Raw genomic sequence first — 26667 nt, forward strand, 5'->3', positions numbered from 1 at the left:
ATCATGCGGCGCCGTCGCCCGGCGTGCCGTTGGCGCGGCGCGCCTCCAGCACATAGCCCATGCCGCGCACCGTGTGCAGCAGCTTGTGTTCGTAGGGCGCGTCGACCTTGGCGCGCAATCGCTTGACCGCGACCTCGACCACGTTCACATCGCTGTCGAAGTTCATGTCCCAGACCTGCTCGGCGATCATCAGCTTGGACAGCACCTCGCCCTGATGCCGCACCAGCAGCGACAGCAGCGCGAATTCCTTGGCGGTGAGCTCCAGGCGCTGGCCGGCGCGCACGGCCTTGCGCGCGAGCAGATCGATGGCGAGGTCATCCACTTGCAGCGTGGTGGCCTCCATCGCATCGCTGCGGCGGCGCGTCTGGGCCTGCAGGCGGGCGACGAGCTCGGTGAAGGAGAACGGCTTGGCCAGGTAGTCGTCGGCCCCTTTGCGCAGGCCGGTGACGCGATCGTCCACGGCGCCGCGCGCCGACAGCATGATCACCGGGGTGGCCTTGGTGCGCCGCAATTGCTCGAGCACCGCATAGCCGTCCATGCCGGGCAGCATCAGGTCGAGCACGATCGCGTCGAAATCGAATTCGAGCGCCAGGTGCAGGCCGTCCGTGCCGGTGTGGGCGACGTCGACGGTGTAGCCCAGCTCGGTGAGCCCACGAAGGATGTAGGAAGACGTCTTTTCTTCGTCTTCGATGACGAGTACGCGCACGCTGCTCTTCTGCGGAATGGGCGCGCGGCGCGCACCCGAAAAAAGGGGAGCTCACTGTATCGCCGGCCGCATGTCGAGGCGCTGACCGCTCGCTGACATTCATGTCAGGCGCATCGGGCGATCGGCGTTTCATGACAAATGCGTCAGCCGGCTGACCGGAAGCCGTCAGGGATGCGTCACTGGTCTGACAGCGGGCCGGGCCTACAGTGACCCCACTGATGAAGCGGATCGAGAGGCCTCTCGTGACGTGCATTGCCCCGCTGCCGGCCCGTGGCCGTCAGCTTCGACCGCGGCCCCACCGATGGCCGTGCCGCAGCGACATAAACCTCGAGATTGTAAAACAATGGCCCACTCCGACTCCGCCTTCAATCTGAACGACATCGCCATCTTCGTAGAGGTGGCCAAGCGGCTGAACATCTCTCGCACCGCCGAGCTGATCGGCGTGCCGGCCACCACGCTGTCGCGCCGCCTGCGCGTCCTGGAGGCGCGGCTCGGTGTGGAACTGCTCTCGCGCAGCACCCGCAACATCGCGCTCACCGAAGCCGGCAAACTGTATTACGACCGCTGCCGCATGCTGGTCGAGCAGGCGATCGATGCGCAGGATGTGCTCCTCGACGAGGGCATCCGGCCGCGCGGCACGCTCAAGGTCCTGTTGCCCGATCCGCTCGAGGCGCTCGACCTCGTCGGCATGGCGAGCGCCTTCGCCCGCGCCTGGCCCGAACTGCGGCTGCGCTGCGACTACGCGTACGAACGCGGCTGGGAGGGCGCCCGCGAATTCGACGTGGCGCTGCGCTGGGGCACGCAGGCCGATTCGGATCTGGTCGCACGCCGGGTCGGCGACTTTCCGTTCCGGCTCTACGCCTCGGCCTCGTATCTGGCCCGCGCCGGCCGCCCCGCCCGCCCCGAAGAGCTCGCGACGCACGAATGCCTGATCGCCACCCAATGCCGCGAACTGTCGGCCTGGGTGCTGGAGCGCGACGGCCGCCGCATGACCGTGGAACCCGAGGGCCGCGTTCACGCCAACGATATCGAGATGACGCGCCGCTTCGCCAGCGAGGGCATGGGCATCGTGGCGCTGCCCGCCCATGATCCGCGCAACCGCGAGCTCGTGCAGGTGCTCGACGACTGGGCGCTCGCGCCGATCGCGCTATATGCCATGTATGGCAGCCGCACCCCGCCGGCGCGCGCCCGCGCCTTCGTCGACGCCCTGATCGACCACGTCACGCCGAAATCGCGCGACGCCGCGCCGCGGCGCGCCACCCAGACACCGGTGCCCGCGCATACGCCCGTGCTGGCGCCTCCCGCGGCCCGGGCGCGCGTGACGGACGCGCGTGTATCCGCCTGGACGGCCTGAGGCGGCCCGCTGCCCTCATTGGAGACACAGTCATGAGATTTTTCTCTGCCCGACGCCTCGCGGCTGCCGCCGCGTGTGCGACCGGTCTCGGTCTGGCCGCCCACGCTTACGCCGGCGCGCAGCCCTGCCCGAGCCTGGAAGCCGCGCTGCAGGACGTCCAGCTCGCGTCCTTCACCGATGCCCGCGTCATGAGCCTGGCATTGGCGCCCATCACGGGGGCCACCGCCCCTGCCGCCCCCTCGGTCCGTGCCGACACCTACCTGGGCATGTATGAGCATTACCTGCAACTGACAGGGCGTTCGCTGCTGGCGGGCGGCGTATCGCCGCACTGACGCCCCGGGCACGCGACTTGCCACGGGATCGGACTTGCGCCGCCGGCCACCGGCCGCTGCCCAGACGCGTCGCGCGCCAGAAAGGATGCCCATGATCCGGCCCCGTCTCTGGCGGCTGGCCCGCTCGCTATCCCGTCCCGAGGAAGCCCCATGGAACTGCCCTACGACATCAAGATTTCCCGCCGCGCATTGCTCAAGCTGAGCGCGGCGTCCGCCGGCGCGATGGCCGTGCCGCTGGCTCAGGCGCAAACGCCTGCCAGCGGCGGCCAGGCCGCGCTTGCCACCACCCTGTCTCTCAAGGTCAACGGCGAGACCCGGCAGCTCGAAGCCGATCTGCGTACCACCTTGCTCGACGTGCTGCGCGAACATCTCCATCTGACCGGCACCAAGAAAGGCTGTGACCACGGCCAATGTGGCGCCTGTACGATCTTGCTCGATGGCCGGCGGGTCAACGCCTGTCTCACACTCGCCGTGATGCACCAGGGCGCCGAGATCACCACCATCGAAGGCCTCGGCAGCCCGGAACGCATGCACCCCCTGCAGGAAGCCTTCGTGCGGCACGACGGCTATCAGTGCGGCTACTGTACGCCGGGCCAGATCTGCTCGGCGGTCGGCATGCTCGACGAGGTGCGCCAGGGCATTCCGAGCCATGTGAGCCCCGATCTGCAAACCCGCCCGCTGCTGTCGGTGGACGAGATCCGCGAACGCATGAGTGGCAACATCTGCCGCTGCGGCGCGTATTCCAACATCGTCGAAGCGATCACCGAACAGGCGGGAGGTCAGGCATGAGGTCCTTCACCTACGAACGCGCCCGCACGCCGGCCGAAGCCGCCGCGGCCGCGCAACGCATCCAGGGCGCCCGGTTCATCGCGGGCGGTACCAATCTGATCGACCTGATGAAGCTGGAGGTCGAAACGCCCGCGCATCTGGTCGATGTGAACGGCCTCGATCTCGACCGCATCGAAGCCACCGAGGCGGGCGGGCTGCGCATCGGCGCGCTGGTGCGCAACACCGACCTCGCGGCCGACGAGCGCGTGCGCCGCGATTACGCCGTGCTGGCGCGCGCCCTGCTGGCCGGCGCCTCTGGCCAGATCCGCAATCAGGCCACCACCGCGGGCAACTTGCTGCAACGCACGCGCTGCCCCTACTTCTACGATCCGAACCAGCCGTGCAACAAGCGGGTACCGGGCAGCGGCTGCTCCGCGCTCGAAGGCGTGAGCCGGCAGCTGGCCGTGGTCGGCGCGTCCGAACACTGCATTGCCACGCATCCGAGCGACATGGCTGTGGCCATGCGCGTGCTCGACGCCGAGGTCGGCACCGTCAATCCACAAGGCACGCGCCGCGTGATCCCGATCGCGTCACTCTATCGCGCCCCCGGCGACACGCCGCACCTGGATCACCAGCTTCAGCCCGGCGAACTGATCACCGACGTCACGCTGCCGGCGCCGACCGGCGGTCGACACTTCTATCGCAAGGTACGCGACCGCGCCTCCTACGCCTTCGCACTGGTATCGGTGGCGGCGGTGGTGCAGCCCGACGGCACCGGCCGGGTGGCGGTGGGCGGTGTGGCGCCGCAGCCCTGGCGGCTGCCGGCCGCGGACGCCGCGCTGCCGCAAGGCGCCACCGCGACCGCCCGCGCGCTGTTCGACGGCGCGCGTCCCACGCATGACAACGCATTCAAGCTGACGCTGGCCGAGCGCACGCTCGCCGGCGTGCTCGCCGAAGCAAGGAGCTGAGCATGAAATTCGATACGCCCGCCACGACCAACCCCATCGACCGGCTGCGCGTCGTGGGTCATCCGGTGGACCGCGTCGACGGCCCCCTGAAGACCACCGGCCGCGCGCCCTACGCCTACGAGCAGCAGTTGCCGGACCGTCCGCCCGCGTATGGCGCGGTGCTCGGCGCCGCGATCGCCAAGGGCCGCATCGTCTCGATGGATACCACGGCGGCACGCCAGGCGCCCGGCGTGCTGGCCGTGGTCACCGCCGAAAACGCCGGCAAGCTCACCCTGGGCAAGATGAATACCGCCCGCTTGCTCGGCGGACCCGAGATCCAGCATTACCACCAGGCCGTTGCGGTGGTCGTGGCCGAGACCTTCGAGCAGGCACGCGCGGCGACTCGCCTCATCCGCGTGCGCTACGAGCGCGAGCGCGGCGCCTTCGATCTGGAGGCCGCGCGGCCCCAGGCCAAGGTGCCCGAGAAGGAGAACGGCGGGGAGCCGGTCGGCGACTTCGACGGCGCCTACGCCAGCGCCCCCGTGCAGCTCGACGCCACCTACAAGACGCCCGATCAGTCCCACGCCATGATGGAGCCGCACGCGTCGCTCGCGGCCTGGGACGGCGACGCGCTCACGATCTGGACCTCGAATCAGATGATCGCGTGGGGCCGCGCCGACGTCGCACGCACCCTCGGTCTGGACGAAGAGAAAGTGCGGCTGATCTCGCCCTACATCGGCGGCGGTTTCGGCGGCAAGCTGTTCGTGCGCGCCGACGCGCTGCTGGCCGCGCTGGGCGCGCGCGCCGCCGGCCGCCCCGTGAAGGTGGCGCTCGCGCGGCCGCTCATCATCAACAACACCACGCACCGGCCGGCCACGATCCAGCGCATCCGCATCGGCGCCGGCACCGATGGCCGCATCACGGCCATCGGCCACGAAAGCTGGTCGGGCGACCTGCCCGGCGGCCAGCCCGAAACCGCCGTGCAGCAGACCCGTCTGCTCTACGCGGGCGCGAACCGCAAGACCACGCTCTACCTGGCCGAGCTCGACCTGCCCGAAGGCAATGCGATGCGCGCGCCGGGCGAAGCGCCCGGCCTCATGGCGCTCGAGATCGCGATGGACGAGCTGGCCGAAAAGCTGAAGATGGATCCGATCGCGCTGCGCGCGCTGAACGACACCCAGGTGGATCCGGCCGATCCGAAGCGGCCGTTCTCGAGCCGCCGCTTCATCGAATGCCTGCGCACCGGTGCGGAGCGATTCGGCTGGGACCAGCGCGCGGCGCAGCCCGGCGCCCGGCGCGAAGGCCGGTGGCTGATCGGCCTGGGCGTGGCCGCGGCGTTCCGCAACAACCTCGTCACGAAGTCGGCCGCCCGCGTGCGGCTGGATCGCGAGGGCCGCCTGACCGTCGACACCGACATGACCGATATCGGCACGGGCAGCTACACCATCATCGCGCAGACCGCGGCCGAAATGCTGGGCCTGCCGATCGACAGGGTGACCGTGCGCCTGGGCGACTCGTCGTTTCCCGTGTCGGCCGGCTCCGGCGGCCAGTGGGGCGGCAATAGCGCCACCGCCGGCGTCTACGCCGCGTGCATGAAGCTGCGCGAGGCCGTGGCCGCGCGCCTGGGCTTGGACGCCGCGCAGGCCGAGTTCGACGAAGGCCAGGTGCGCCAGGGCGGACGCAGCGTGCCCTTGGCCGACGCGCTGACGCAGGGCGAGCTGAGCGCCGAAGACGCCATCGAGTTCGGCGACCTGGACAAGCGCTTTCAGCAATCGACCTTCGGCGCGCACTTCGTCGAGGTGGCGGTCGACGCCTACACCGGCGAGACGCGCGTGCGCCGCATGCTGGCAGTCTGCGCCGCGGGCCGCATCCTGAACCCCAAGACCGCGCGCAGTCAGGTGATCGGCGCGATGACGATGGGGGTAGGCGCGGCGTTGATGGAGGAGCTGGCGGTGGATAAACGTGCCGGCTTTTTCGTCAACCACGATCTGGCGGGTTACGAGGTGCCGGTACACGCCGACATCCCGCACCAGGAGGTGATCTTCCTGGAAGAGACCGATCCCGTGTCCTCGCCCATGAAAGCCAAGGGCGTGGGCGAACTCGGCATCTGCGGGGTCAGCGCGGCCGTGGCCAATGCGATCTACAACGCCACCGGCGTGCGCGTGCGCGACTACCCGGTCACGCTCGATAAGTTGCTCGCGCAACTACCGGCGCCCGAACGGGCGGCCTGATCGCCGGCGGAGCCGGGCCAGCTCGGGGCCGGCTCCATCGGCGCCAGCACGGCCGGGGTGAGGCCGGCCAGCTCGGTCACGCCCAGCAGGGCCATGTCGCGGCTGACCTCATCGGTGATGAGGCGCAGCGCGTGCGCGACGCCGGCCTCGCCGCCCACCGCGCCCGCGTAATTGATGGGCCGGCCGACGAACACGGCACGCGCGCCCAGGGCCAGCGCCTTGAGCACGTCGGTGCCACGGCGGATGCCGCTGTCCAGCATCACGTCCATCGCCCCGCCCGCGGCCTCGGCAATGCGCGGTAACGCGTCGAGCGGCGCACGCGCGCCGTCGAGCTGGCGGCCGCCGTGGTTCGACACGATGATGCCGTCGACCCCCGCCGCCCGCGCACGACGCGCATCCTGTTCGTGCAGAATGCCCTTGATCACGAGCGCCCCGCGCCATTGGCGGCGGATCTCGGCCACATGCGTCCAGCCCAGATGGCCGCGGTCGGAGAAGTCGCGCAGCACATTGGCCGACAGAATCGGCGCACCGCGCGTCGCGTAGTTGTTCTCGAAGTGCGGCATGCCATGCCGGAGCAGCGTGCGCAGAAAGGTACCGAACAACCACGCGGGGTGACTCAGCCCCTGCCACGCCAGCTTCGCGCTCGGCCGCAGCGGCGTCGAAAAACCGGCGCGCACGTTGTTCTCGCGGTTCGCGGCCACCGGCGTATCCACCGTGATCACCAGCGTCCGGACCCCGGCCGCCGCCACCCGATCGATCAGCGCGCGGATCTGGGTGGGGTCGCCCGGCAGATACGCCTGAAACCACGTCTCGGGCGCCGCTTCCATCACCGACTCCAGGCGGATCAGCGAGGAGCCGCTCATGATGCAGGGCAGACCCGCAGCCGCGGCGGCGCGCGCCTGCACGATGTCGCCGCGGTACGCCGTGAGCGCCGAGAGCCCCATGGGCGCGATCCCCACCGGCGCGCGATACTCCCGACCCAGCAGACGCACCTTCGTGTCGCGCTGCGACACGTCGACCAGCACCCGCGGCGTGAAGGCCCAGCGCGCGAACGCACGCCGGTTGGCCTGCGCCGACACGCCCTCCTCCACCGCGCCCGAGACATAGGCATAGATGGGCGCGGGCAGCTTGCGCCGGGCATGGCGCTCGAAATCATCGAGACTGAGAATGCGGCTCAACAGGCGGGACATCACGGTCTCCTCGTGGCAACGGCGGCGCCTCGCACGGGCACCGTCCAGCGGGGGACTATATCGGCGCGCACAATCCGATTAAAGCGAATTTATTGCTATATTTTGGTTCGATTTTCCGATCGCGATGCCATGATGACGCTCAAGCAACTCGAAGCCTTCTATTGGGCCGCCACCTGCCGCAACTTCGCCGTGGCCGCCAACCGCCTGAGCATCTCGGTCTCGTCGCTCTCCAAGCGCATCGCCGAACTCGAGGCCTCGCTGGGCGCGGCCCTGTTCAATCGCACGGCCCGCAGCGCATCGCTCACGCCGCTGGGCGAGCATTTGCTGCCGCACGCGCGCGAGCTGCTGCGCGGCGCGGATCAGTTCATGCAGCAGGCCGGCACGCAGCTGAGCTATTCCGGGCGCTGCCGCTTCGGCGTCGGCGAGCTCACCTCGCTCACATGGATGCCCAGCCTGATCGAGGCGATTCAACAGGCGCATCCCGACCTGGTGGTGGAGCCTTTCGCGGGCGTGGGCCAGTTGGTGGAGGACGCCCTCGAGGAAGGCGAGCTCGATTTCGCGATCATCGCCGGTCCGTCGTCGCGCCCGACGGTGGCGTCCAGCCGCATCGGCCAGGCCGAGTTCACCTGGGTGGCCGCGCCCCGCGCGCTGGGCAAGCGCCGCGCGGCGCGCCCGGCGCACCTGGCGGACATGACGCTCGTCACGCTGCCGCATAGCTCCGGCGTGATCCACATTCTCGATGAATGGCTGACCACGCATCGCATCGCGCCCGGCCGCAGCATGGCCTGCAACAGCTGGGGCGCGGTCGCCGGCATCATCCGGCACGGCCTGGGCGTCGGCTTTCTGCCGAGTGCCTGGGCGCAGGTGCTGTGCGCTCGCGGCGAGCTCGTCCCGCTGCCGGAGTTTCCGCCGCTCGATCCGCTGCAATACACCTTCCAGCGGCGTCGCGACGACACCCGGCCCATGCTCGACAGCATGCGCGATCTGGCCGCGCGCCTGATCGATTTCCACGCGCCGACCTGCCTGCTCTAGTGCCGCGCGGGCGCCTGCGCGGACGACCGTGCCGGCGCCCTTCACTTTCAAAAAATAGAACGTTAAAACGGCAAATTATTCGCTTTATATCCGGTTTGGCATTTCGTACAGTCGGCCGAACACCACAAGGAGACAAGCATGCCCGCATTCGGTTTTGCCATCCTGCCTCGCCAAAGCGGCGTCAGCGACGACCTGATCCAGCAGTACCGCGACTTCGCCGTTGCCAACATCAGCGACGTCATGAGCCGCACGACGGGCACCACGGCGCTGCGGCCCTTTCATGCCACGCGTCGCATCCTGGGTCGCGCCTTCACGGTGCGCACCCGGCCGGGCGACAACCTGATGGTGCACAAGGCGCTCGATAGCGCCGAGCCGGGCGACGTGCTCGTCGTGGACGCCGGCGGCGAAACACGCAACGCCATCATCGGCGAGATCATGGTGGCGTGGGGCGCGCGGCGCGGCCTGGGCGGCATCGTCATCGACGGCGCCATTCGCGACACCGACACCATCGGCGCGGGCGACTTCCCGGTCTACGCACGCGCCATCGCGCATCGCGGCCCGTACAAAGACGGCCCCGGCGAGCTCAACGTGCCGGTCAGCATCGATGGCATGGTGGTTCTGCCCGGCGATCTCATCGTGGGCGATGCCGATGGCTTGCTGGCCATCCGCGCCGACGAGGCGGCGCCGATCGCCGAAAAGGTGCGCGCGCTGGCCGCCAGCGAAGCGCAGATCCTGGCGCAGATCGAGGCGGGCACGCTGGATCGCGGCTGGGTCGACGCGACCCTCAAAGCCAAGGGCGTGTGAGGGCGGCAGCGATGAGTTCCCTACCCACGCTGTGCCGGCTGGATCTGTGGGTCCATCCCATTTTCGATGAGATCGTGCAGGCCAGCGGCCAGGCGCGGCTCTCGGTCCTGCCCGCCCGGGGCGACGACGATGCCACGCGGGCCGGCCTGCGCGCGGCCAGCGCCTACCACGTGTCGGCGGCCAAGGACGAGCTGCCGAGGCAATGGTTCGTCGGCGCCGAGCTGCTGCGCGAGTACCCCAATCTGCTGTGCGTGTCGTCCTCGGGCGCGGGATTCGACACCATCGATCTGGCGGCCTGCACGGCGGCGGGCGTACCGGTGGTGAATCAGGCGGGCATGAATGCCGACTCGGTGGCCGAGCTCACGTTCGCGCTGCTGCTTGCGGTGCGGCGCCGGGTCGTGGTGTCGCACAATCAACTGCGCCATGCCAGCGGCTTCACGCGTGAATCGCTCATGGGCCACGAGATCCGCGGCACCCGCATCGGCCTGGTCGGCATCGGTGAGATCGGGCGGCGCGCGGCGCGCATCGCGGCGGGCTTCGGCATGCAGGTGTGCGCCTACGACCCCTTGCTGGATGCCGCCACCATCCGCGAGCGCGGCGCCGAGCCCGTCGATCTGGACACACTGCTCGCCACCTCCGACGTGGTGTCGCTGCATTGCCCGCTCGACGACACCACGCGCGGCATGATCGGCGCGCGCGAGTACGCGGCGATGAAGCCGGGCGCGGTGTTCGTGTCCACGGCGCGCGGCGGCATTCACGACGAGGACGCCCTGGAAGCGGCGCTGGCCGGCGGTCACCTGGCCGGGGCAGGCCTCGATGTGTGGCTGCGAGAGCCGCCCGGCAACGATGCCCCGCTGCTGCAACGTGACAACGTCGTGGGCACGTTCCACACCGCCGGCGTGACGCACGAGGCGCGCCGCAACGTCGCCCAGGGCTCGGCCGAACAACTGCTCATGATGCTGCGCGGGGTACGTCCGCCGCGGCTGCTCAACCCCGAAGTCTGGCCCAGGGCGCTCGAGCGCCTTGCCGCCGCACGCTGATCCCATCACAACGAGCGGACGCAGTCCGCCAACGAGGAGACCACACCATGCAGCATCAACCCCTGCGCCGCCGTCTTGCGCGCCTGGCGGCCGGCACGGCCCTGCTCTGCACGCTGACCGGCCTGGCCGGCACCGCGCAAGCCGCCGGCTACCCCGCCCATCCGATCAACCTGATCGTCTCGTACGGCCCGGGCGGCGGCACGGATCTGGTGGCGCGCATGATGGCGCCGTTCCTGCAGAAGTATCTGGGTAGCGACAGCCGCATCGTGGTGCTGAACCGCCCCGGCGCGGGCGGCGCGATCGGTTTCACGGAGCTGGCGCGCGCCCAGCCCGACGGCTACACCATCGGCTTCATCAACACGCCGAACCTGCTCACCATTCCGATCGAGCGCAAGTCCGCGTTCACCTGGCAGAGTTTCGACCTGATCGGCAACGTCGTCGATGACCCCGGCGCGTTCGCGGTGCTGGATGCCAACCCCGTGAAGAGCCTGGCCGAGCTCGAAACCTATGCCAAGGCGAAGCCCGGCGCCGCCACCGTGGGCACGACCGGCACCGGCTCCGACGACCACCTCGCGATGCTGCGCTTCGAACGCGCCACCGGCGCCAAGCTCTCGCATGTGCCCTACAAGGGCGCGGGCGAGGTGCGCGGCGCGGTCGCGAGCGGAGAGATCATGGTCGGCGCCATCAATGTCGGCGAAGTGCTGCAATACATGAAGGGCGGGACGCCGCTGCGCTTTCTCGGGCAGATGGGCGCCACGCGCTCGGCCGCGCTGCCCGACGTGCCCACCTTCAAGGAGCAGGGCTACGACATCGAGCTCGCCTCGCTGCGCGGCCTGGCCGCCCCCAAGGGCCTGCCGCCCGAGGTCCGCGACAAGCTCGTCGAGGCGCTCGCCCGCACCATGAAAGATCCCGAGTTCCAGGCCAAGGCCCAGCAGATGTTCGCGCCGCTGCGCTACCTGCCGCCGGCCGACTATGCCCGCGAACTGCAGGCCGGCGAGGAAACGTTCAAGGCGCTGTGGCAGCAGGCCCCCTGGATCGACAAATGATGCCGCGGCGGGCCCGCCGGGGTTAAGCTGGCGGGCCGCCAGCGAACGACATGGGCGTGCGGGCCCGGCCGGCGGCCATTCGCCGACGGGCCGCGTCCGCCGCGTCGCTCGTGGCCGCCACGGCACTGGCCGCCACGGCAATGGCCGCCACGGCGGTGGCCCCCCCCTCCCCGCATCAGGAGCCCGCATGTATACGCCCTCTGGCCCGATCCCGGGTTTCACCACGGACCTCACGCCCGGCAAGACGGAGACCCTGACGCTGGCCGGCCCGGCCGGCGCGCTGGAGGTGCTGCGCGACGCGCCCGCCGGCACGCCGCGCGGCATCGCCATCGTCACGCATCCGCAGCCGCTCCTGGGCGGCAGCCCGCGCCACAAGATCCCGCACCGGCTCGCGCACGCGCTGCGCGACGCGGGCTGGCTGGTGCTGCGCCCCGCCTTTCGCGGCGTGGGCGGCAGCGCGGGCACCTACGACCATGGCGGCGGCGAGAGCGACGACATCCTGCTGCTCGTCCAGACGCTGCGCGCCGAGCAGCCCGGCCTGCCCTTCGCGCTGGTGGGCTTTTCGTTCGGCGCCTTCGTGGCCGCCCGCGTGGCCCGCGTCCTGGCGGACCAGGGCAAAAGCCCGGACTGCACGGTGCTCGCCGGCCTGCCGGTGGGCGACGTGCCGGCCGAGCGCAGTTACGACACCCCGCCGCTGCCGCGCGACGTGCTGCTGATCCATGGCGAGGCGGACGCCCAGGCGCCGCTCGCGCCGGTGCTCGACTGGGCCCGGCCCACGCGCCATCCGGTCGTGGTGATCCCGGGCACGGACCATTTTTTTACCGGCGCACAGGACCTGCTCACCGAGCTGGTGCTCGCGCACGCGGCCCGGACTGTATCAACTTAACGACATTCGGGGCCACGAGCGCCGGTGCTGCCTTATGATGCAAATTGTCCCGCCGCGTTGCGCGGGGCCCAGAATCGCAGGCTGCCCCCATGTTCGTCCGTCCCATCGGTCCCACCGACGCCGACCTCGTCAGCGCCTGCGTGGGCGCGCTCTTCAACGAATTGCGCGGCAACCCGCCTGATACCCCCCACGATTTCACGCGTGCCCAGGCACGCGCGATCCTCGCCATGCGCGACCGCGTGTTCGGCTTCGCCCTGCACGACACCGATGCGCGCCACCCGATCGGCCTCATCATGGTCACCGAGAGCGTGGCGTTCTACGCCAAGGGTGTGTACGGCCTCATCACCGAGCTGTATATCCAGCCCGAGCACCGCAGCGGCGGTCACGCCCGCACGCTGATCGACGCCGCCGCCGAACTCGGCCGCCGCCGCGGCTGGAGCATGCTCGAGGTGGGCGCGCCCTCGCAGCCCAAGTGGGCGCGCACCCAGGCCTTCTACCTCAAGGCCGGCTTCCGCGAGATCGGCCCGCGGCTGCGCATCGACCTGTGAACAGCACGGCGCCCGGCCGGGCCGACGTCGCAGGCTTGCGGGAATCGCGTAAGGCGCGCTGACATGCGGATACGTCCATGACACAGGGCGTCCACTACACTCGAATCGTGTCCGTTTTTCTTTGAATCGATCCATGCGACTTCTGATTGCCCTGCTGCTGCCCTGGCTGGTGTTCTTCACGATCGGCCGTCCGCTCGCCGGCATCGTGTGCCTGATCCTGCAGATCACCCTGATCGGCTGGATTCCCGCCGCCATCTGGGCCGTGTACTCGCTCAGTCAGTACAACACCGACAAAAAGATCGAAAAGGCCTTCGGCCGCTGATGCCGCGGGCCGGGCATGAGCTTATTGCCCGACGCTATTTTCGATGTGATAAATTGGCGCCCCGCGCGGCCCGTGATTTCCCGCGGCCGCGAGGAGACTCCTTTTGCGCATTCCCATGAAGCACTGGCTGGCCGCCTTCGCGCCCGTGCCGGTCGGTGCCAACGCCCGCGAAAAGCTTTACGGCTCCATCGGCGCCCTGCTCGGCCTGTTCTGCGCCGAATGGATCGCCCATCACACGCTGGGCCACGCCAATCCCTGGTTCATCGCCCCCATGGGCGCCTCCGCCGTGCTGCTGTTCGCCGCGCCGGCGAGCCCGCTCGCCCAGCCCTGGTCCATCGTCGGCGGAAATATCATCTCCGCCCTGATCGGGGTGACGTGCGCCCGGCTGATCCCGGATCCCGGCATGGCCGCCGCGCTGGCCTGCGCGCTCGCGATCGCGGCCATGTTCGCGCTGCGCTGCCTGCACCCGCCGGGCGGCGCCGTCGCGCTCACCGCGGTGCTGGGCGGCCCGGCGGTCACGCAGCTGGGCTACGGCTTCGCACTGTGGCCGGTGGCGCTCAACTCGGTGATCCTGCTGTGCATCGCGGTGGTCTTCAATGGCGTTCTGCGCCGCAACTACCCGCGCAGGCCTGCCGAGGCGCCCGCGCGCCACGGCACGCGCGACGCCGCGGCGAGCAGCCGGCTGGGCTTTACCAGCGGCGATCTCGAAGTGGCGCTGGCCGAGCGCGGCGAGCTGCTCGATATCAGCAAACAGGATCTGGAGTCGATCGTGCTGGCCGCCGAACAACGCGCGGCCGTGCGCCGCTTCGGTGAAGTGCACTGCGCCGACATCATGTCGCGCGACATCGTCGGCGTGGTGCCCGAAGACACGCTCGACCACGCCGCGCAACTGCTGCGCCTGCATCGCCTGCAGGCCCTGCCGGTGCGCGACGGCGACGGCTTCTATCTCGGCATGATCGCCGAACGCGACTTGCTCGCCCGTCAGGCCCGCCTGCTGGCGCCCGCCACCTCGCCGGCGCTGGTGTCCGATTGCCTGCGCTCGGAAGTGCCCTTCGCCACGCCCGGCCTGCCGATCGTGGAGCTCGCGCGGCCGATGGCCGATGGTCTGCATTGCGTGCCGGTGCTCGACCCCGAGGGGCGCGTAGTCGGTCTCATCACGCAATCCGATCTGATCGGCGCCCTCTACCAGATCGCCCTCGCCGCCGACGCGGCCCCGCCCCCGACGACGCGCCTGGCGGCATGAACCGGTGCGATCGCGGCGCGTAACGCTCCGCTCCCACACGCGTGAAATCGTGGTTCATCCGAACTACCTCGTCGTGTACGAGGTATTGCAGGACAGTGTCGAAGTCCGCGCCGTGCTGCACGCGCGCCGCAAATATCCCTGACCTTCCGCCACACCAAGCAAAAGGGCGCTCCTCGCGGAGCGCCCTTTTGCGTCTTGCAAGTACGTACGCGAAGGCTTATTTCACTTTGCGCAGCCAGTTGTGCGTGTCGGCGCTGCGGCCGCGCTGGATGTCGAGCAGTGCGGTCTTCAGGCGCTGCGTGACCGGGCCGGCCTGGCCCTCGCCCATCTTGAAGCCGTGCTTGCGGCCCTTGACCTCGCCGATCGGGGTGACGACGGCGGCGGTGCCGCAGGCGAAGGCCTCGGTCAGCTTGCCGCTCTGTGCATCGGCCTGCCACTGATCGATCGAATACGGCTCTTCGCGCACCGTGAGGCCCAGACCGCGAGCCAGCGTGATGAGCGAATCGCGCGTGATGCCGGGCAGAATCGTGCCCGTGAGCGGCGGCGTCTGCAGCGTGCCGTCGGCGAACACGAAGAACACGTTCATGCCGCCCAGCTCTTCGATCCAGCGGCGCTCGACGGCGTCGAGGAACACGACCTGTTCGCAGCCTTGCTTCTGGCCCTCGGCCTGCGCCAACAGGCTGGCGGCGTAGTTGCCCCCGCACTTGGCATCACCGGTGCCGCCGGGCGCGGCGCGCGTGTAGTTGTCGGACACCCAGATCGTGACGGCGCCGGCGCCGCTCTTGAAGTAGGCGCCCACCGGCGAGGCGATCACGCAATACAGGTAGTCGGTGGAGGGCTTGGTGCCCAGCGCGACCTCGGTGCTGATCATGAAGGGGCGCAGATAGAGCGAGGCGCCTTCGGCCGACGGGATCCACTCGCGGTCGATGCGCACGAGCTGTTCCACCGATTCGATGAAGAGCTCTTCGGGCAGCTGGGCCATCGCCAGGCGGGCGGCCGAGTTGCGGAAGCGGCGCGCGTTCGCATCGGGGCGGAACAGCGTGGCCGAGCCGTCGGGCAGGCGATAGGCCTTCAGACCTTCGAAGATCTCCTGGGCGTAGTGCAGGACCAGGGTGGACGGGTTGAGCTTGAGATCGGCGCGCGCTTCGATACGCGCATCGTGCCACCCCTTGCCCTCGGAATAGCGGATGGTGGCCATGTGGTCGGTGAAGAGCCGGCCGAAGCCCGGGTCCTGCAGGCGGCTGGCGCGCTCATCGGCGGCGACCGGCTCGGCATGCGGGGTGATGGCGAAGGAAAGGGGGTTGTTGCTCATGTCTGCTCCAGTGATGGCGGTCCGCGGGCCGTGCCCGCAGCGGATTCCGTGGCGTCTGGCGCCGGTACCCGGTGTGTCCGGCCAGGGGACCTGACTGGGGAGAGACCTGGTGAGCGGCGTCGGCTCAGCCGGAAGCTTAACGCCACTCGGCAAAAAGCGCGCGGGGGGCCGCGGCGGATCCGACCATCGCCCCATGCGCCCTCCCTCGCTTGGGTATGATGAGTGTCCGTTTTCGACCTGCCCATCCCCATGGAACTCACCCTCCCCGGCAAGCTGCAGAAGGCCCTCGAACGCGTAGCGGCCGACGCCTATCGTTCGCTGCACGCGCATCGGGTTTGCAAGCTCGAAGGCAGCACGCCGCCCAAGGATGCGGTCGCCCCCCGGGCCTGGGCCGAGTCGTGATGCAGGCGCCGGCGCCGGGCGGCGTGACGCGCGTGGGACGGCTCATCGGATTCCGGATCGACACCCGCGATCCGGACGCGCTCAAGGTATCGGTGGTGCAGCGCCCGATGGTGTTCCTGCTGGTGCTGATATGCGGCGCCCTGACCATGATTCCGGTGGGCTTCGGCCTCGACTTCATGGACGGCCGCAATCCGCTGATCAATCTGCGCTATCAGCCGCTGCCGGCGCAGGCCCTCGCCTACTTCGCGCTCGTGCTGGCCTGCGTGGCCGGCCCGGCCGGGCTCATCTTCTGGCCGATCCGCGAAAGCTGGGTGTTCTCGCGCTCGCGCGACGAAGCCTGGCTCGAAACGCGCAACATCTTCGGACTGCGCTATCGGCGCAAGCAGCACATCCCTTTGAGCGGCATACGCGCGCTTCTGCTGCGCGCCTACACCCAGTCGCATCATCAGTTCGTCGAACCGGTGATCGTGAGCCACGACGGGACGGCGCATGGCCTGAGCTCGCTCTCGGTGCCGTTCAAGGAGCGCTCACCCGCCGTGCGGGCATTCCTCGACGCCGTGGGCGGCTTCCTGGGCCGCGACTGGCCGGCCGAGCCCACGCGCGGCCCCGAGGCCTGGACGGCGGAAATGGCGCGACACCAACAAGCGGCACGCCAGGCGCAGCGCGCCGCGCTGGCGGCGGCCTCGGCGGCACGCGACGACGCAGGCCCTGCCGACGCGGCCGCCGGCACGCGCGGGTGGCGCGCACGCCAGCCGGTGGCGCCGGCCAGCCGTGGCGCGACGCCGGCCTCCGCCCCGGCCAGCGACGGCAAATGGCCGGCGCTGTCGCTGCCGGTGCGCATCACGCTCGGCCTGGTCGGGATCTTCTTTGCGCTGCTGGGGGTGAACAACACGCTGGCACTGCTGAGCGCACTGACGCAGGGACGGCTGTCGTACACCGCCGGACGGCCGAGCTACAGCCGCAACGTGATCTATTTCAGCGAAGAGCCGATCTGGTTCTGCATGACCTTCCTGATGCAGGGGTTTCTGCTTTTCCTGATCCTGACCATCGCCTATGGCTGCCTGCGAGGCGTGTTCCAGGCCCCGTCGGAAAAGATCGACAAGGACCGCTGACGCGCGTCGAAGTCGGTACGCACGCGATCTGGCCGGGTCCAGCCATACGGGCCAGCGACCCGATTCGCAATGCGGTCTTTCGCGCCGGATCGCGGCGAGGGCGGTACGCTTGTGCGGTACCTTCTTCGTGGAGTCTTCATGTCCAGCAACGATTACACCCCGCCCGAGGTGTGGCGCCCCGGCAACCCGGCCAGCACGTCGAGCGCGGCCGCCCGCCTGAACCGGCCCGTCGCCGGCGCCACGCATGACAAGACGCTGCCGGTGGGCAAGCACCCGATGCAGCTGTATTCGCTCGGCACGCCCAACGGCCAGAAGGTCACGATCATGCTCGAAGAGCTGCTGGCCGCCGGCCACACCGGCGCCGAGTACGACGCGTGGCTCATCCGCATCGGCGATGGCGATCAGTTCGGCAGCGGCTTTGTCGACATCAATCCCAACTCCAAGATCCCCGCCCTGTCCGACCGATCGGGCGAGACGCCGATCCGCGTGTTCGAGTCCGGCGCGATCCTGCTGCATCTGGCCGAGAAGTTCGGCGCCTTTCTGCCCGAGGATCCGGCCGGACGCGCGGAGTGCCTGTCGTGGCTGTTCTGGCAAATGGGCAGCGCGCCCTATCTGGGAGGCGGCTTCGGGCATTTCTACGCCTATGCGCCGGTCAAGATCGAGTACGCCATCGACCGCTTCGCCATGGAGGCGAAGCGCCAGCTCGACGTGCTCGACCGCCGCCTGGCCGAGCAGCCCTGGCTCGCGGGCGACAGCTATTCCATCGCCGACATCGCCGTGTTTCCGTGGTACGGCGGCATCGTCAAGGGCTGGCTCTACGACGCCGCCACCTTCCTGGCCGTGCACGAATACAAGAACGTGCAGCGCTGGGCCGATGCGATCGCGGCGCGTCCGGCGGTCAAGCGCGGCCTGATCGTCAATCGCCTGCGTGGCGAGCCCTCGGAGCAACTGCACGAACGGCACGACGCCAGCGATTTCGACACGCGCACGCAGGACAAGATCGCCAGCCAGTCCTGATCGGCAGGCGCGACGCGAGGCGCCCGCGGGGATATCCCGGCGGGCGCCTTTTTCATTGCCTGACAAGTTGCGCGCGCAACGACATTTACTGTGAATACATCATGCCGGCAGGGCCTGCGCGCATGCTTGCTATCATTGAGCCCTTTTTTGCCACGGAAAACAGGGAACATAGATCGATGATTCGACGCATGCACATCAAAAGAATAATCAGCGCCACCAGCCTCATTCTGGGCACCGCACTGAGCCTCAACGCTCACGCGCAGTCCCCGACCTGCGAGCTGGACAGGCCCGTGAAGTTTGGTGGCATGAATTGGGAATCGAACCTGATGCTGGTGGGCGTGGAGCGCTACATCGTCGAGCACGGTTTCGGCTGCAAGACCGAGGTCGAACAGGGCGATACCCTGCCGATGTTCGCCGCCCTGCAGCGCGGTGATGTCGATATCAACGCCGAAATCTGGATCACTCAGATGCAGGAGCCCTGGGACCGCGCGCTCGCCGCGGGCAAGGTCAAACCGGTGGGCACGGTGTTCTCCGGCACCGATGGCTGGTACGTGCCACGCTATACCGCCGAGAAGTTTCCGCAGCTGCGCAAGGCGGCCGACCTGAAGGGCCTGCACGAGGCCTTCGTCGACGACGAGGATCCCGGCCGCGGCCGGATCTACGGCTGCGCCGCCGGCTGGACCTGCGGCACCATCAACGCCAATCTGCTCAAGGCATTCGAGCTGCAGAATGAATACCTGATCTACTCTCCGGGCAACGCGGCAGCCCAGCGCGCCGCGATCACCGCAGCCTACAAGCGCAAGAAAGACATCGTCTTCTATTACTGGACGCCGACCTCGCTCGTGGGCTCGCTGGATCTGGTGAAGCTCGACTTGCCGCCGGTCGACGCGGACCGCCTGGCCTGCATCACCGATCCCAAGTGCGAGCGGCCGCAGCCCACCGGCCTGGCCGAGTACCCGGTGGTCACGGCGGTCAACACCGATTTTGCCCAGCGTGCGCCCAAGCTGATCAGCTTCCTGTCCAAGGTCCAGGTGCCGGAAACGCTCCTCACGCAGACGCTGGGCCATATGGAGCGCGAAGGCCTGGAGATCGAAGAGGCCTCGCTCTACTTCCTCAAACAGCATCCGCAGGTCTGGCGCAAATGGGTGCCGTCCGAGGTGGCCGAACGCGTCGAGCAGGCGCTGGGCAGCTGACGCCTGCCATGCCACTGTGACACCCGCATGGCGCGGGTGTCACAGCCGAAGTGGGAGCAGGTCCACACCTTGATCGAACGATTGCCGCACGGCCAGTTCCGTATGCTGAACGCGCATTGCCCGCGCCGGGGTTGACGGCGCGTCGTTCTAAAAGTGTGTGTCATGTTTCATTCCATTCGCAATCGCCTGGTTCTGCTGTGCGTGTCCATCACCGTTTTCGCCATGCTGGCGCTGTCCGTCGCGACCGTGCTGGTCGCCCGCGACAATACGGTCGAGCAGGTCAACCAGAGCATGAGCCTCATCACCGACAACCATGCCAGCAAGCTGGCCAGCTGGGTCGCCGATAAACAACGCATTACGCAGTCCCTGGTGCAAGCCGTGAAGCAGCCGCGCGACACCGCGCTGGCCCTGGTCGGCGCGGCCCGCCAGGCGGGCGGCTTCGACGACGCCTATATCGTCTATGACGACAAGACGCACGTCTTCACGCATCCGATGCCGGACGGCTACAACGGGCCCGCCCGCCCCTGGTATCAGCAGGCCGCGCAGACGCAGGGCCCCGCCATCACACCGATCTACATCGACGCCTCGACCGGCAAGCTGGTCGTTAGCTTCGTGGAAGCCGTCCGCGAGGCGGGCCGGGTCAACGCCGTGGTCGGCACCGACATGCACCTGGACAGCATGGCACGCATGGTCGCGTCGATCCGCGCCACCGCCACCAGCTTCGCTTTCCTCATCGACGAGAAGGGCAACATTCTGGCGCACCCCGCCGCCGCGCTGGCCCTCAAGCCGGTGACCGCCATCGACGCGGGTCTGAACGCCGCCACGCTGCAACGCGCGGCGGACGACGATCAGATGCTGGAACAGAGCGTCGGCGGCGCCGCGCAGCTGCTGTACGCCCGCGATGTGGCGGGCACGCCCTGGACCCTGGTGATCGCCATCGATCGCGACCAGGCCTACGCGCCGGTCGCGACGATGATTCGTCTTGCGGCAGGCCTGACAGCGCTGGCATTGGTGCTGGCCATCGTGTTCGTGACGTTCGTGGTCAAGCGGCAATTGCGCGGTCTGCCCCAGGTGCAGCTCGCCCTCGAAGACATCGCGAGCGGCGATGGCGACCTGACCCGCCGACTGCCCGAGACCGGCCGCGACGAGCTTGCGCTCATCGGCGCCGCGTTCAACCGCTTCGCCGGCAAGATCGCGTTCATCCTGCGCGACATCCGCCAGTCGGCCGATGCGGTGCGACACGCCAGCCAGGAAATCGCGGCGGGCAACCAGGACCTGTCGGATCGAACCGCGCAGCAGGCCAGTTCGCTCGAAGAGACCGCGGCCGCGATGGAGGAAATCACGTCCACCGTGCAACTGAACGCCGAAAACGCCAGCCAGGCCGCGGCCCTCGCCACCGAGGCATCGGGCACCGCCAGCCAGGGCGGCGCGGTCATGCAGCAAGTGGTGCAGACCATGAATGGCATCGACACCTCGGCCCGCAAGATCGTGGACATCATCAGCGTGATCGACGGCATCGCCTTCCAGACCAACATCCTGGCGCTCAACGCCGCGGTCGAGGCCGCGCGCGCAGGCGAGCAGGGCCGCGGCTTCGCCGTGGTGGCCGGCGAGGTCCGCACGCTGGCCCAGCGCAGTGCCGTGGCCGCCAAGGAGATCAAGGCGCTGATCGAGTCGTCCGCCGAGCAGATCCATTCGGGCAGCACGCTGGTTCACAGCGCCGGGCAGACCATGGCCCAGGTCGTGGGCAGCGTGGAGAAAGTGACGCGCATCGTGGGCGAGATCGATCTCGCCAGCCAGGAGCAACGCATCGGCATCGCCGAGGTGGGCAACGCGATCGGCCTCATGGACGGCGCCACGCAGCAGAATGCGGCGCTGGTCGAACAGGCGGCGGCCGCGGCGCAAACGCTGCAGGACCAGGCGGCGCACCTGGCATCGCTGGTGCGCGGCTTCAGGCTCGATCCCGCCGACGGCCACGGCGCGCAGACGCACGCAGGCGCACCTGCACTGGGACGTCCTCTGTTGCCGGCCTGAGCGTTGGGCACCCGCACCGCGGCGTGAGCCGGGATGCGGGCCGCGCCGCACGCATGCGTGCGAGAGCGCCACCGGGTCCGTTGCGGGCCGGGTGGCGCTTTTTGCTTCAGGGCCGGGTGGCCTGCGCCAGCGGCAGGCGCTCGCGCGTGGCAATGGCGATGCGCCGGATCAGCCACACGGCGCGCTCGAACAGGCGCGTGGCGGCCAGCAGATCGCGCATCACGGCCTCGTCCAGATCCTGCGACAGGGCCACCTGCCGCCGCATCCGCTCCAGCAGCTCGCCGCGATCGCCCGTGAGTTGCACCAGCAGATCGAGATCGTCCGCGTCGCGGCCACGCTCGGCCGCCGTGTCCGCCAGCAGGCCCGCCAGCGTGCGCAACGACTCCGACAGGTTGAACAGCAGCCCCGGTCCCGCGCCGCGCGGATCGACGATGCGCCCGAAGCCCTCCATCGTCTCGAGCAGCGCCCGCAGATTCTCCAGCAGCGATTGCTCGTGCAGCGTCTGCTCGAGCACATCGCGGGGCAGTCCGCGCGCGATCAGCGCCACCAGGAACGCGTCGGTCTGCGACGCCACGCTGCGGTAGCCCGCCAGCAGCGTGTGGCGCGCCGCGACCGGCGCGGTGGCGGCGTCGAGATCGGGCAGGAGTTGCGGCAGCGCCGCCGTGACGCGTTCGCGTTCGAGCGCCGCCAGGGTCACGGCATTCACCGGATCATCGACCGCGCGGTCATAGATATAGTGCGGCTGGCTGGCGCGCTCGACCGGATCGTCGGGCGTGAGCCGCGCCGTCAGGGCCACCGCGCGCTCGCGCCACAAGGTGAGCGGCAGGGCCCCCGCGATCTGCATCGCCAGGAACAACAGCGCGAGCGTCATGGGTGCGCCCGCCGTCGCGGCCGTCGGCCCCTCGCCGGTCGGGTGCGGATAGAGAACCCAGCCCGCGGCCACCAGCGCGCTGCCGCCCAGCTTCACCATCACATGCACGAGGCACAGCCGGCGGCCACTGCCCTTGAGACCGCTGCCCGACAGCAAGACAGCCAGACCGCTGCCGACGTTGGCGCCGGTCATGAGCCAGAACGCGGCGCCGAAATCCAGATAGCCGCCGTGCAGCGCGGCCACGGCCAGAATCGAGGCGGCGGATGCCGATTGGGTCACGAGCGCCACCACCACGCCCAGCAGCAGCGCGAGCGGCAGACTCAGGCCCTGGCCGAGCAACATGCGCCAATCGTCGGCCGACAGCGTGTCGGGCGCATGCTTGATCAGCTCGAGCCCGAGAAACAGCAGCGCCAGGCCGAGCCCGGCCCAGATCCAGTCGCGCCGCGCCGCATGATGATCGAGCTTGAAATGCAGCGACAGGCCCGCGACCGCCACCATATAAAGCACGACCAGCCGCATATCGAGCGTGGCCAGGAACACCAGCGCGGCCGTTCCCGCATTCGCGCCGGCCACCACCGGCGTGGCCTGGGCCAGCGACAGCACCCGGCCATGGACCAGATTGGCGGTGATCAGAGTGACCGCATTGCTGGATTGCGCGACCGCGCCCGCCATCGCGCCGGCGAGCAGCCCGCTCCAGCGCGACGCGGTGGCTGCCTGCAGCACATTGCGCATGCGCAGCCCCGCGGCCTGCCGCAGATGCAGGCCCAGCAGGCGCAGACCGATAAACAACAGGCCCAGCCCGGACAGGAGTTCGGCAAGCGTGATCATGGATGAGGAGATGGCGCGGACAAATCTGCGGATGGTGCGTGCGCGATATTGCAGTTTCGTGTCAGTCCATGAAACGTCCCGCACGTGGAACAGGCGTCACAAGTCCTGACATTCTGTCAGGCGCACGACAGCAAACCGACATGTACGGTTATGTAGATTGACGTTGGGCATGCCCAGCCACGCTGCGCACGCCCGAGCGGGCCTCTCGTCCCACTATGCGGACGGATGACGCGTCGACCTCGCACCATTGCGGTGCGCCGATCGCGTCAGTCAGAGTCCTTCGGGCTGCGTGAATGAAAACAAGGTGTGACAGGGTCCGGATGCAGGGGTGCATGCGGATCCGGCCGATCGCGGGATCGGCGCGGCGCACGCCAACCACAGCGAGCGACATGAAAATCCTCTATACCAACTTCCACTCGGGGCCCGACATCGGTGGCCATACCACCTATGTCAGCCGGCTGGCGGCCGGCCTGTCGAAGCGCTACCGCATCGCCATCGCCGCGCCCGCAGGCAGCGCGCTGCACGGCCTGGCCGATGCCATGCCTAATGTCAGCGCGCATGCCCAGGACTTTCCGTCGCGTGTCACGCGCCTGCCCGCCGCCGTGCGCACCTTGCGCACGCTGCTCAAGCGCGAAGGCTTCGACATCGTGCACGTCAACGGCTCGGCCGACCATCGCCTGGTGTCGCTCGCCTCGCTGTTCCTCAAGCGCAAGCCGCGCGTCGTGTTCACCAAGCACAACAACATCCCGATCTCGTCCTTCAGCGCACGCATTCGCGCCCGCGTGACCCACCATGTGATCGCGGTGTGCAAACACGTCGAGAACGAGGTCAAGCGCAGCCCCTACGGCGCCTGCAGCGTGTCCACCGTGTTCAACGGTGTCGACACCGCGCACTTCAGCCCCTACGACCCGGCCGACGCCGCCCGCCATCGCGAGGCGCTGCTGGGCCCGGCCGCGCACGGCCGCATCCTGCTGGGCAGCAATGCCGGCACCGCCTCGTACAAGTCGTGGCTGGACCTGGTTCGCGCCGTCGCGCTGCTGCCGCCCGAAGTGGCGGATCGCTTTCACATCGCGATGGCCGGCGAGAAATTCAGCCGGTCGCAGCAGACCGAGCTCGAGGCTCTCGGCATGACCGCGCGGGTCACGCACGTGGGATCGCTGCGTGATGTGCGCGACTTCGTGTCCGCCATCGACGTGGGTTTCGTGCTGTCGACGCGGGTGGAGACCATCTCGTTCGCATGCCGCGAGATGATGGCGATGGGCAAACCGGTGATCGTGAGCGATTACGCCGGCCTGCCCGAGAACATCACGCCGGGCGTGGACGGATGGGTGGTTCCGCCCGCCGGCCCGCAGGCCCTGGCCGCCCTGCTGCACAAGCTCGCCGCGGGCGAGTTCGATCTGCCGGCCATGGGCCGCGCGGCCCGCGCCAAGAGCCAGAAGTCCTTTGGCCTTGGCCCGTTCCTGGAAAGCACGGCCTACGTGTATCGCAGCACCCTGCCCCCGCAGGCCCTGGGGCACGAGCTGCACGGGCTGATGTAGACAGGCAGCGCGCCGCGGCCGCCGGGCCCGGTATCGGTACCGCGCCGTGCGTGTCGGCCGGCCAAAAAGAAAACCGCCTGACGGCGGTTTTCTTCTGCTTGGGGTGTCGCGGGACCTCAGCGGCAACCTCAGCCGGCGACGCGGAAACGCTCTGCGTCGCTCATGAACGACTTCTCGCCGAACGGCGCTTCGTTCGAGCCGAACGGCATTTGCGCGCGCAGCTTCCAGGAAGCCGGGATATTCCACTCGCGCGCGACGGCGGCGTCGATCAGCGGGTTGTAATGCTGCAGGCTGGCGCCAATCTTGTCGTTGGCCAGAGCCGACCAGACCGACAGCTGAGCCATGCCACCCGACTGCTCGGACCACACCGGGAAGTTGTCGGCATACAGGGCGAACTTCTCTTGCAGGCTGCGCACGACGTCCTGGTCTTCGAAGAACAGCACGGTGCCGACGCCGGCGGCGAAGCTCTTGAGCTTGGCTTCGGTCTTTTCGAAACCGTCGGCCGGGGCCACCTTGCGCACTTCCTCGATGGCGATGTCCCAGAGCTTGTCGCTCTCGGCGCCGAACAGCACCAGGGCGCGCGAGCTCTGCGAATTGAAGGACGAGGGGCTGTGCTTGATCGCTTCCTGGATCAGCGCGGTCAGCGCTTCCTTGGACTGCGAGACGTTGCGGCCCAGGGTGTATTGCGTGCGGCGCTGCTTCAGCGCGTCGAGGTATGCGTTGCTCATGTCTGGTATGCCTTTCGACTGATAGGTAGAGAGGTGAAGTGAAAGCATTCTACGAGGCGGATGCTGCGCCGGCCATCCCCGCGGAGGTCATTTGCGGTGGTATTTGCAGAACAGCTCGTTCCATCTGGCGAACAATCGCGCGGTTGCGCCATTAAGAACGCCGCCGGCCCGACCGTTAAGAAGGCAGCAGCAGTCACCGATTGCCCCGCAAGACCGTTTACCAGGACCCAGTATGACGGCTGCCCCGACAACCCTGCCCCCGGACGATGTTGACGATCCGGGCGCACTGAACACGCCCATCGTGATTCTGGGCCTGCAGTTGCTATGCCTGCGGCCGATCATGGACATTGCCTATGGCGCCCGTCTGTTCGGCATGCTCGGCGACAACGAGCCCGCTTCCCTCCTGAGCAATGTCTTGCTCACCCTGCTGGCGGCCCTGTGCCTGGTCAACATCGCCGGCGGCGTGCTGCTCTTCGTGGCACGGCGTCCCCTCACCCTGCGCTTGACCTATCTCGCCGTCTGGGCGGGCGGTCCGGTCGGCGGCGTGCTGCTGCTCACCACCCTGCTGGCGCTCGATGACCTTGCCACCTCCGAGGTCCTGCAGACCAGCACGCCGGGCGCCCTGATGGCCTCGATGGTGGCAGCCACGCTATGGACGGTGTACCTGGCGCTGGCCGGACACGTCAAAGTGCGTTACGGCGTGGCGCCACGCTGACCCGTCTCAAGGCCCATAAAAAGCGCCCCCTCGGGGGCAGCAAGCCGAAGTCGCGGCGGGCGCCACGGTGCGGCTGCACCATGGCGCCCGATGCCCTTTAGAACGCGTAGCGCACGCGCAGGTCGCCGGTCTGCGACGTGTAGCCGCGGGCCGCTTCCAGCGTGTAGTTCAGGCCGATGCTCAGGCGATCGTTGGTCGCCAGCGTGGCGCCCAGCACGAACACGCCCGTGTCCTTCACCGGGGTGGCACCCAGCGAGGTGAACGCGGTCGCGCCGGTCGGGTCGGCCGCGAAGCTCGATGCCGTGCGCACCCGCGAGTTCTGGAACTCATGGCGCCAGCGCAGTTGCGCGCTCGGGGTCAGCAGGCCCACCGAGGTGTCGAAGGCATGCTCGACCTTCACGCCCAGATCGCTCTTGAGCGAGTTGGCACGCGTCGAACCCACCTTCAGGCCCGCGCCGTTACCACCGCTCT

At 68.9% G+C, this 26667-nt stretch carries 27 protein-coding genes; 21 read left to right on the top strand and 6 right to left on the bottom strand.

The features are described 5' to 3' along the window. Position 1 precedes the first annotated feature (1 nt). Positions 2-706 (bottom strand): heavy metal response regulator transcription factor, encoded by a 705-nt coding sequence (locus CAL25_RS21625; protein ID WP_094803842.1) that lies wholly within the window; start codon positions 704-706, stop codon positions 2-4. 343 nt (positions 707-1049) lie between these two features. Between CAL25_RS21625 and CAL25_RS21630 the strand changes: the two genes are divergently transcribed. The 5 genes from CAL25_RS21630 (at position 1050) to paoC (ending at position 6338) form a co-directional block, all read left to right on the top strand. Beyond that, positions 1050-2060: a LysR family transcriptional regulator gene (locus CAL25_RS21630; protein ID WP_170948567.1), complete on the top strand. Its 1011-nt coding sequence runs from the start codon at positions 1050-1052 to the stop codon at positions 2058-2060. 32 nt (positions 2061-2092) lie between these two features. Beyond that, complete coding sequence (locus CAL25_RS21635) at positions 2093-2392, top strand: hypothetical protein (RefSeq protein WP_094803846.1); 300 nt, start codon at positions 2093-2095, stop codon at positions 2390-2392. 150 nt (positions 2393-2542) lie between these two features. Beyond that, complete coding sequence (paoA, locus tag CAL25_RS21640; protein ID WP_094803848.1) at positions 2543-3181, top strand: aldehyde dehydrogenase iron-sulfur subunit PaoA; 639 nt, start codon at positions 2543-2545, stop codon at positions 3179-3181. Further along, entirely contained in the window at positions 3178-4128 is a 951-nt protein-coding gene (locus CAL25_RS21645) for an FAD binding domain-containing protein (protein WP_094803850.1), read from the top strand. Before paoA ends, CAL25_RS21645 begins: the two co-directional genes overlap by 4 nt. A 2-nt stretch (positions 4129-4130) precedes the next feature. After that, positions 4131-6338, top strand: a complete 2208-nt coding sequence (gene paoC, locus CAL25_RS21650) for an aldehyde oxidoreductase molybdenum-binding subunit PaoC (protein WP_094803852.1) — start codon at positions 4131-4133, stop codon at positions 6336-6338. On the opposite strand, the gene CAL25_RS21655 is transcribed toward paoC, so the two are convergent. Further along, complete coding sequence (locus CAL25_RS21655) at positions 6278-7528, bottom strand: alpha-hydroxy acid oxidase (RefSeq protein WP_094803854.1); 1251 nt, start codon at positions 7526-7528, stop codon at positions 6278-6280. The two genes, paoC and CAL25_RS21655, sit on opposite strands and share 61 nt — an antisense overlap. Before the next feature lie 132 nt (positions 7529-7660). Between CAL25_RS21655 and CAL25_RS21660 the strand changes: the two genes are divergently transcribed. The 9 genes from CAL25_RS21660 to CAL25_RS21700 all read left to right on the top strand — a co-directional run bounded on the left by CAL25_RS21660 (position 7661) and on the right by CAL25_RS21700 (position 14591). Then, positions 7661-8560 carry a LysR family transcriptional regulator gene (locus CAL25_RS21660; RefSeq protein WP_094803945.1) on the top strand — a complete coding sequence of 300 codons (900 nt, stop codon included), beginning with the start codon at positions 7661-7663 and terminating at the stop codon, positions 8558-8560. 138 nt (positions 8561-8698) lie between these two features. Next, entirely contained in the window at positions 8699-9364 is a 666-nt protein-coding gene (locus CAL25_RS21665; protein WP_094803856.1) for an RraA family protein, read from the top strand. An 11-nt stretch (positions 9365-9375) separates the two neighbouring features. Beyond that, positions 9376-10404: a hydroxyacid dehydrogenase gene (locus CAL25_RS21670; protein WP_094803859.1), complete on the top strand. Its 1029-nt coding sequence runs from the start codon at positions 9376-9378 to the stop codon at positions 10402-10404. 47 nt (positions 10405-10451) lie between these two features. Then, complete coding sequence (locus CAL25_RS21675) at positions 10452-11450, top strand: tripartite tricarboxylate transporter substrate binding protein (protein WP_094803861.1); 999 nt, start codon at positions 10452-10454, stop codon at positions 11448-11450. A gap of 187 nt (positions 11451-11637) precedes the next feature. Beyond that, a complete protein-coding gene (locus CAL25_RS21680; RefSeq protein ID WP_094803863.1) occupies positions 11638-12336 on the top strand; it encodes an alpha/beta hydrolase in 699 nt (232 codons plus the stop codon). Between the two features lie 89 nt (positions 12337-12425). Further along, positions 12426-12884 carry a GNAT family N-acetyltransferase gene (locus CAL25_RS21685; RefSeq protein WP_094803865.1) on the top strand — a complete coding sequence of 153 codons (459 nt, stop codon included), beginning with the start codon at positions 12426-12428 and terminating at the stop codon, positions 12882-12884. A gap of 133 nt (positions 12885-13017) precedes the next feature. Then, on the top strand, positions 13018-13206 hold the full coding sequence (locus CAL25_RS21690) for a YqaE/Pmp3 family membrane protein (RefSeq protein WP_094803867.1): 189 nt from the start codon (positions 13018-13020) through the stop codon (positions 13204-13206). A 103-nt stretch (positions 13207-13309) separates the two neighbouring features. Continuing rightward, entirely contained in the window at positions 13310-14449 is a 1140-nt protein-coding gene (locus tag CAL25_RS21695) for an HPP family protein (RefSeq protein ID WP_432759259.1), read from the top strand. Between the two features lie 4 nt (positions 14450-14453). Then, positions 14454-14591: a type II toxin-antitoxin system RelE/ParE family toxin gene (locus CAL25_RS21700; protein WP_141217973.1), complete on the top strand. Its 138-nt coding sequence runs from the start codon at positions 14454-14456 to the stop codon at positions 14589-14591. Positions 14592-14666: 75 nt separating this feature from the next. Here the strand turns inward: CAL25_RS21700 and CAL25_RS21705 are convergent, their stop codons facing one another. Further along, a complete protein-coding gene (locus CAL25_RS21705) occupies positions 14667-15761 on the bottom strand; it encodes a branched-chain amino acid aminotransferase (RefSeq protein WP_094803869.1) in 1095 nt (364 codons plus the stop codon). 222 nt (positions 15762-15983) lie between these two features. Between CAL25_RS21705 and CAL25_RS24140 the strand changes: the two genes are divergently transcribed. The 5 genes from CAL25_RS24140 (at position 15984) to CAL25_RS21725 (ending at position 21516) form a co-directional block, all read left to right on the top strand. Then, positions 15984-16163 carry a hypothetical protein gene (locus CAL25_RS24140; RefSeq protein WP_141217974.1) on the top strand — a complete coding sequence of 60 codons (180 nt, stop codon included), beginning with the start codon at positions 15984-15986 and terminating at the stop codon, positions 16161-16163. Continuing rightward, positions 16160-17275, top strand: a complete 1116-nt coding sequence (locus CAL25_RS21710; protein ID WP_141217975.1) for a hypothetical protein — start codon at positions 16160-16162, stop codon at positions 17273-17275. Before CAL25_RS24140 ends, CAL25_RS21710 begins: the two co-directional genes overlap by 4 nt. A 138-nt stretch (positions 17276-17413) precedes the next feature. Then, positions 17414-18292, top strand: a complete 879-nt coding sequence (gene yghU, locus CAL25_RS21715; RefSeq protein WP_094803873.1) for a glutathione-dependent disulfide-bond oxidoreductase — start codon at positions 17414-17416, stop codon at positions 18290-18292. Positions 18293-18480: 188 nt separating this feature from the next. Then, positions 18481-19485, top strand: a complete 1005-nt coding sequence (locus CAL25_RS21720) for a glycine betaine ABC transporter substrate-binding protein (RefSeq protein WP_094803875.1) — start codon at positions 18481-18483, stop codon at positions 19483-19485. Positions 19486-19647: 162 nt separating this feature from the next. Next, positions 19648-21516: a methyl-accepting chemotaxis protein gene (locus CAL25_RS21725; protein ID WP_094803877.1), complete on the top strand. Its 1869-nt coding sequence runs from the start codon at positions 19648-19650 to the stop codon at positions 21514-21516. A gap of 106 nt (positions 21517-21622) precedes the next feature. Here CAL25_RS21725 and CAL25_RS21730 read toward each other — a convergent pair whose 3' ends face one another. Then, a complete protein-coding gene (locus CAL25_RS21730) occupies positions 21623-23215 on the bottom strand; it encodes a Na/Pi symporter (protein ID WP_094803879.1) in 1593 nt (530 codons plus the stop codon). Between the two features lie 389 nt (positions 23216-23604). Here CAL25_RS21730 and CAL25_RS21735 point away from each other — a divergent pair, with 389 nt between their 5' ends. Next, a complete protein-coding gene (locus tag CAL25_RS21735; protein ID WP_094803881.1) occupies positions 23605-24753 on the top strand; it encodes a glycosyltransferase in 1149 nt (382 codons plus the stop codon). Between the two features lie 128 nt (positions 24754-24881). On the opposite strand, the gene CAL25_RS21740 is transcribed toward CAL25_RS21735, so the two are convergent. Beyond that, positions 24882-25481, bottom strand: coding sequence for a nitroreductase family protein (locus CAL25_RS21740; RefSeq protein ID WP_094803883.1), 600 nt, complete (start codon positions 25479-25481; stop codon positions 24882-24884). A 232-nt stretch (positions 25482-25713) separates the two neighbouring features. On the opposite strand from CAL25_RS21740, the gene CAL25_RS21745 reads away from it, so the two are divergent. Continuing rightward, positions 25714-26196 carry a hypothetical protein gene (locus tag CAL25_RS21745; RefSeq protein WP_094803885.1) on the top strand — a complete coding sequence of 161 codons (483 nt, stop codon included), beginning with the start codon at positions 25714-25716 and terminating at the stop codon, positions 26194-26196. 97 nt (positions 26197-26293) lie between these two features. Here the strand turns inward: CAL25_RS21745 and CAL25_RS21750 are convergent. Next, positions 26294-26667, bottom strand: a 374-nt coding sequence (locus tag CAL25_RS21750; RefSeq protein ID WP_141217976.1) for an autotransporter outer membrane beta-barrel domain-containing protein, incomplete at its 5' end; no start/stop codon positions are given.

The organism is Bordetella genomosp. 5 (assembly GCF_002261315.1).
Classification (GTDB): Bacteria; Pseudomonadota; Gammaproteobacteria; order Burkholderiales; family Burkholderiaceae_B; genus Bordetella.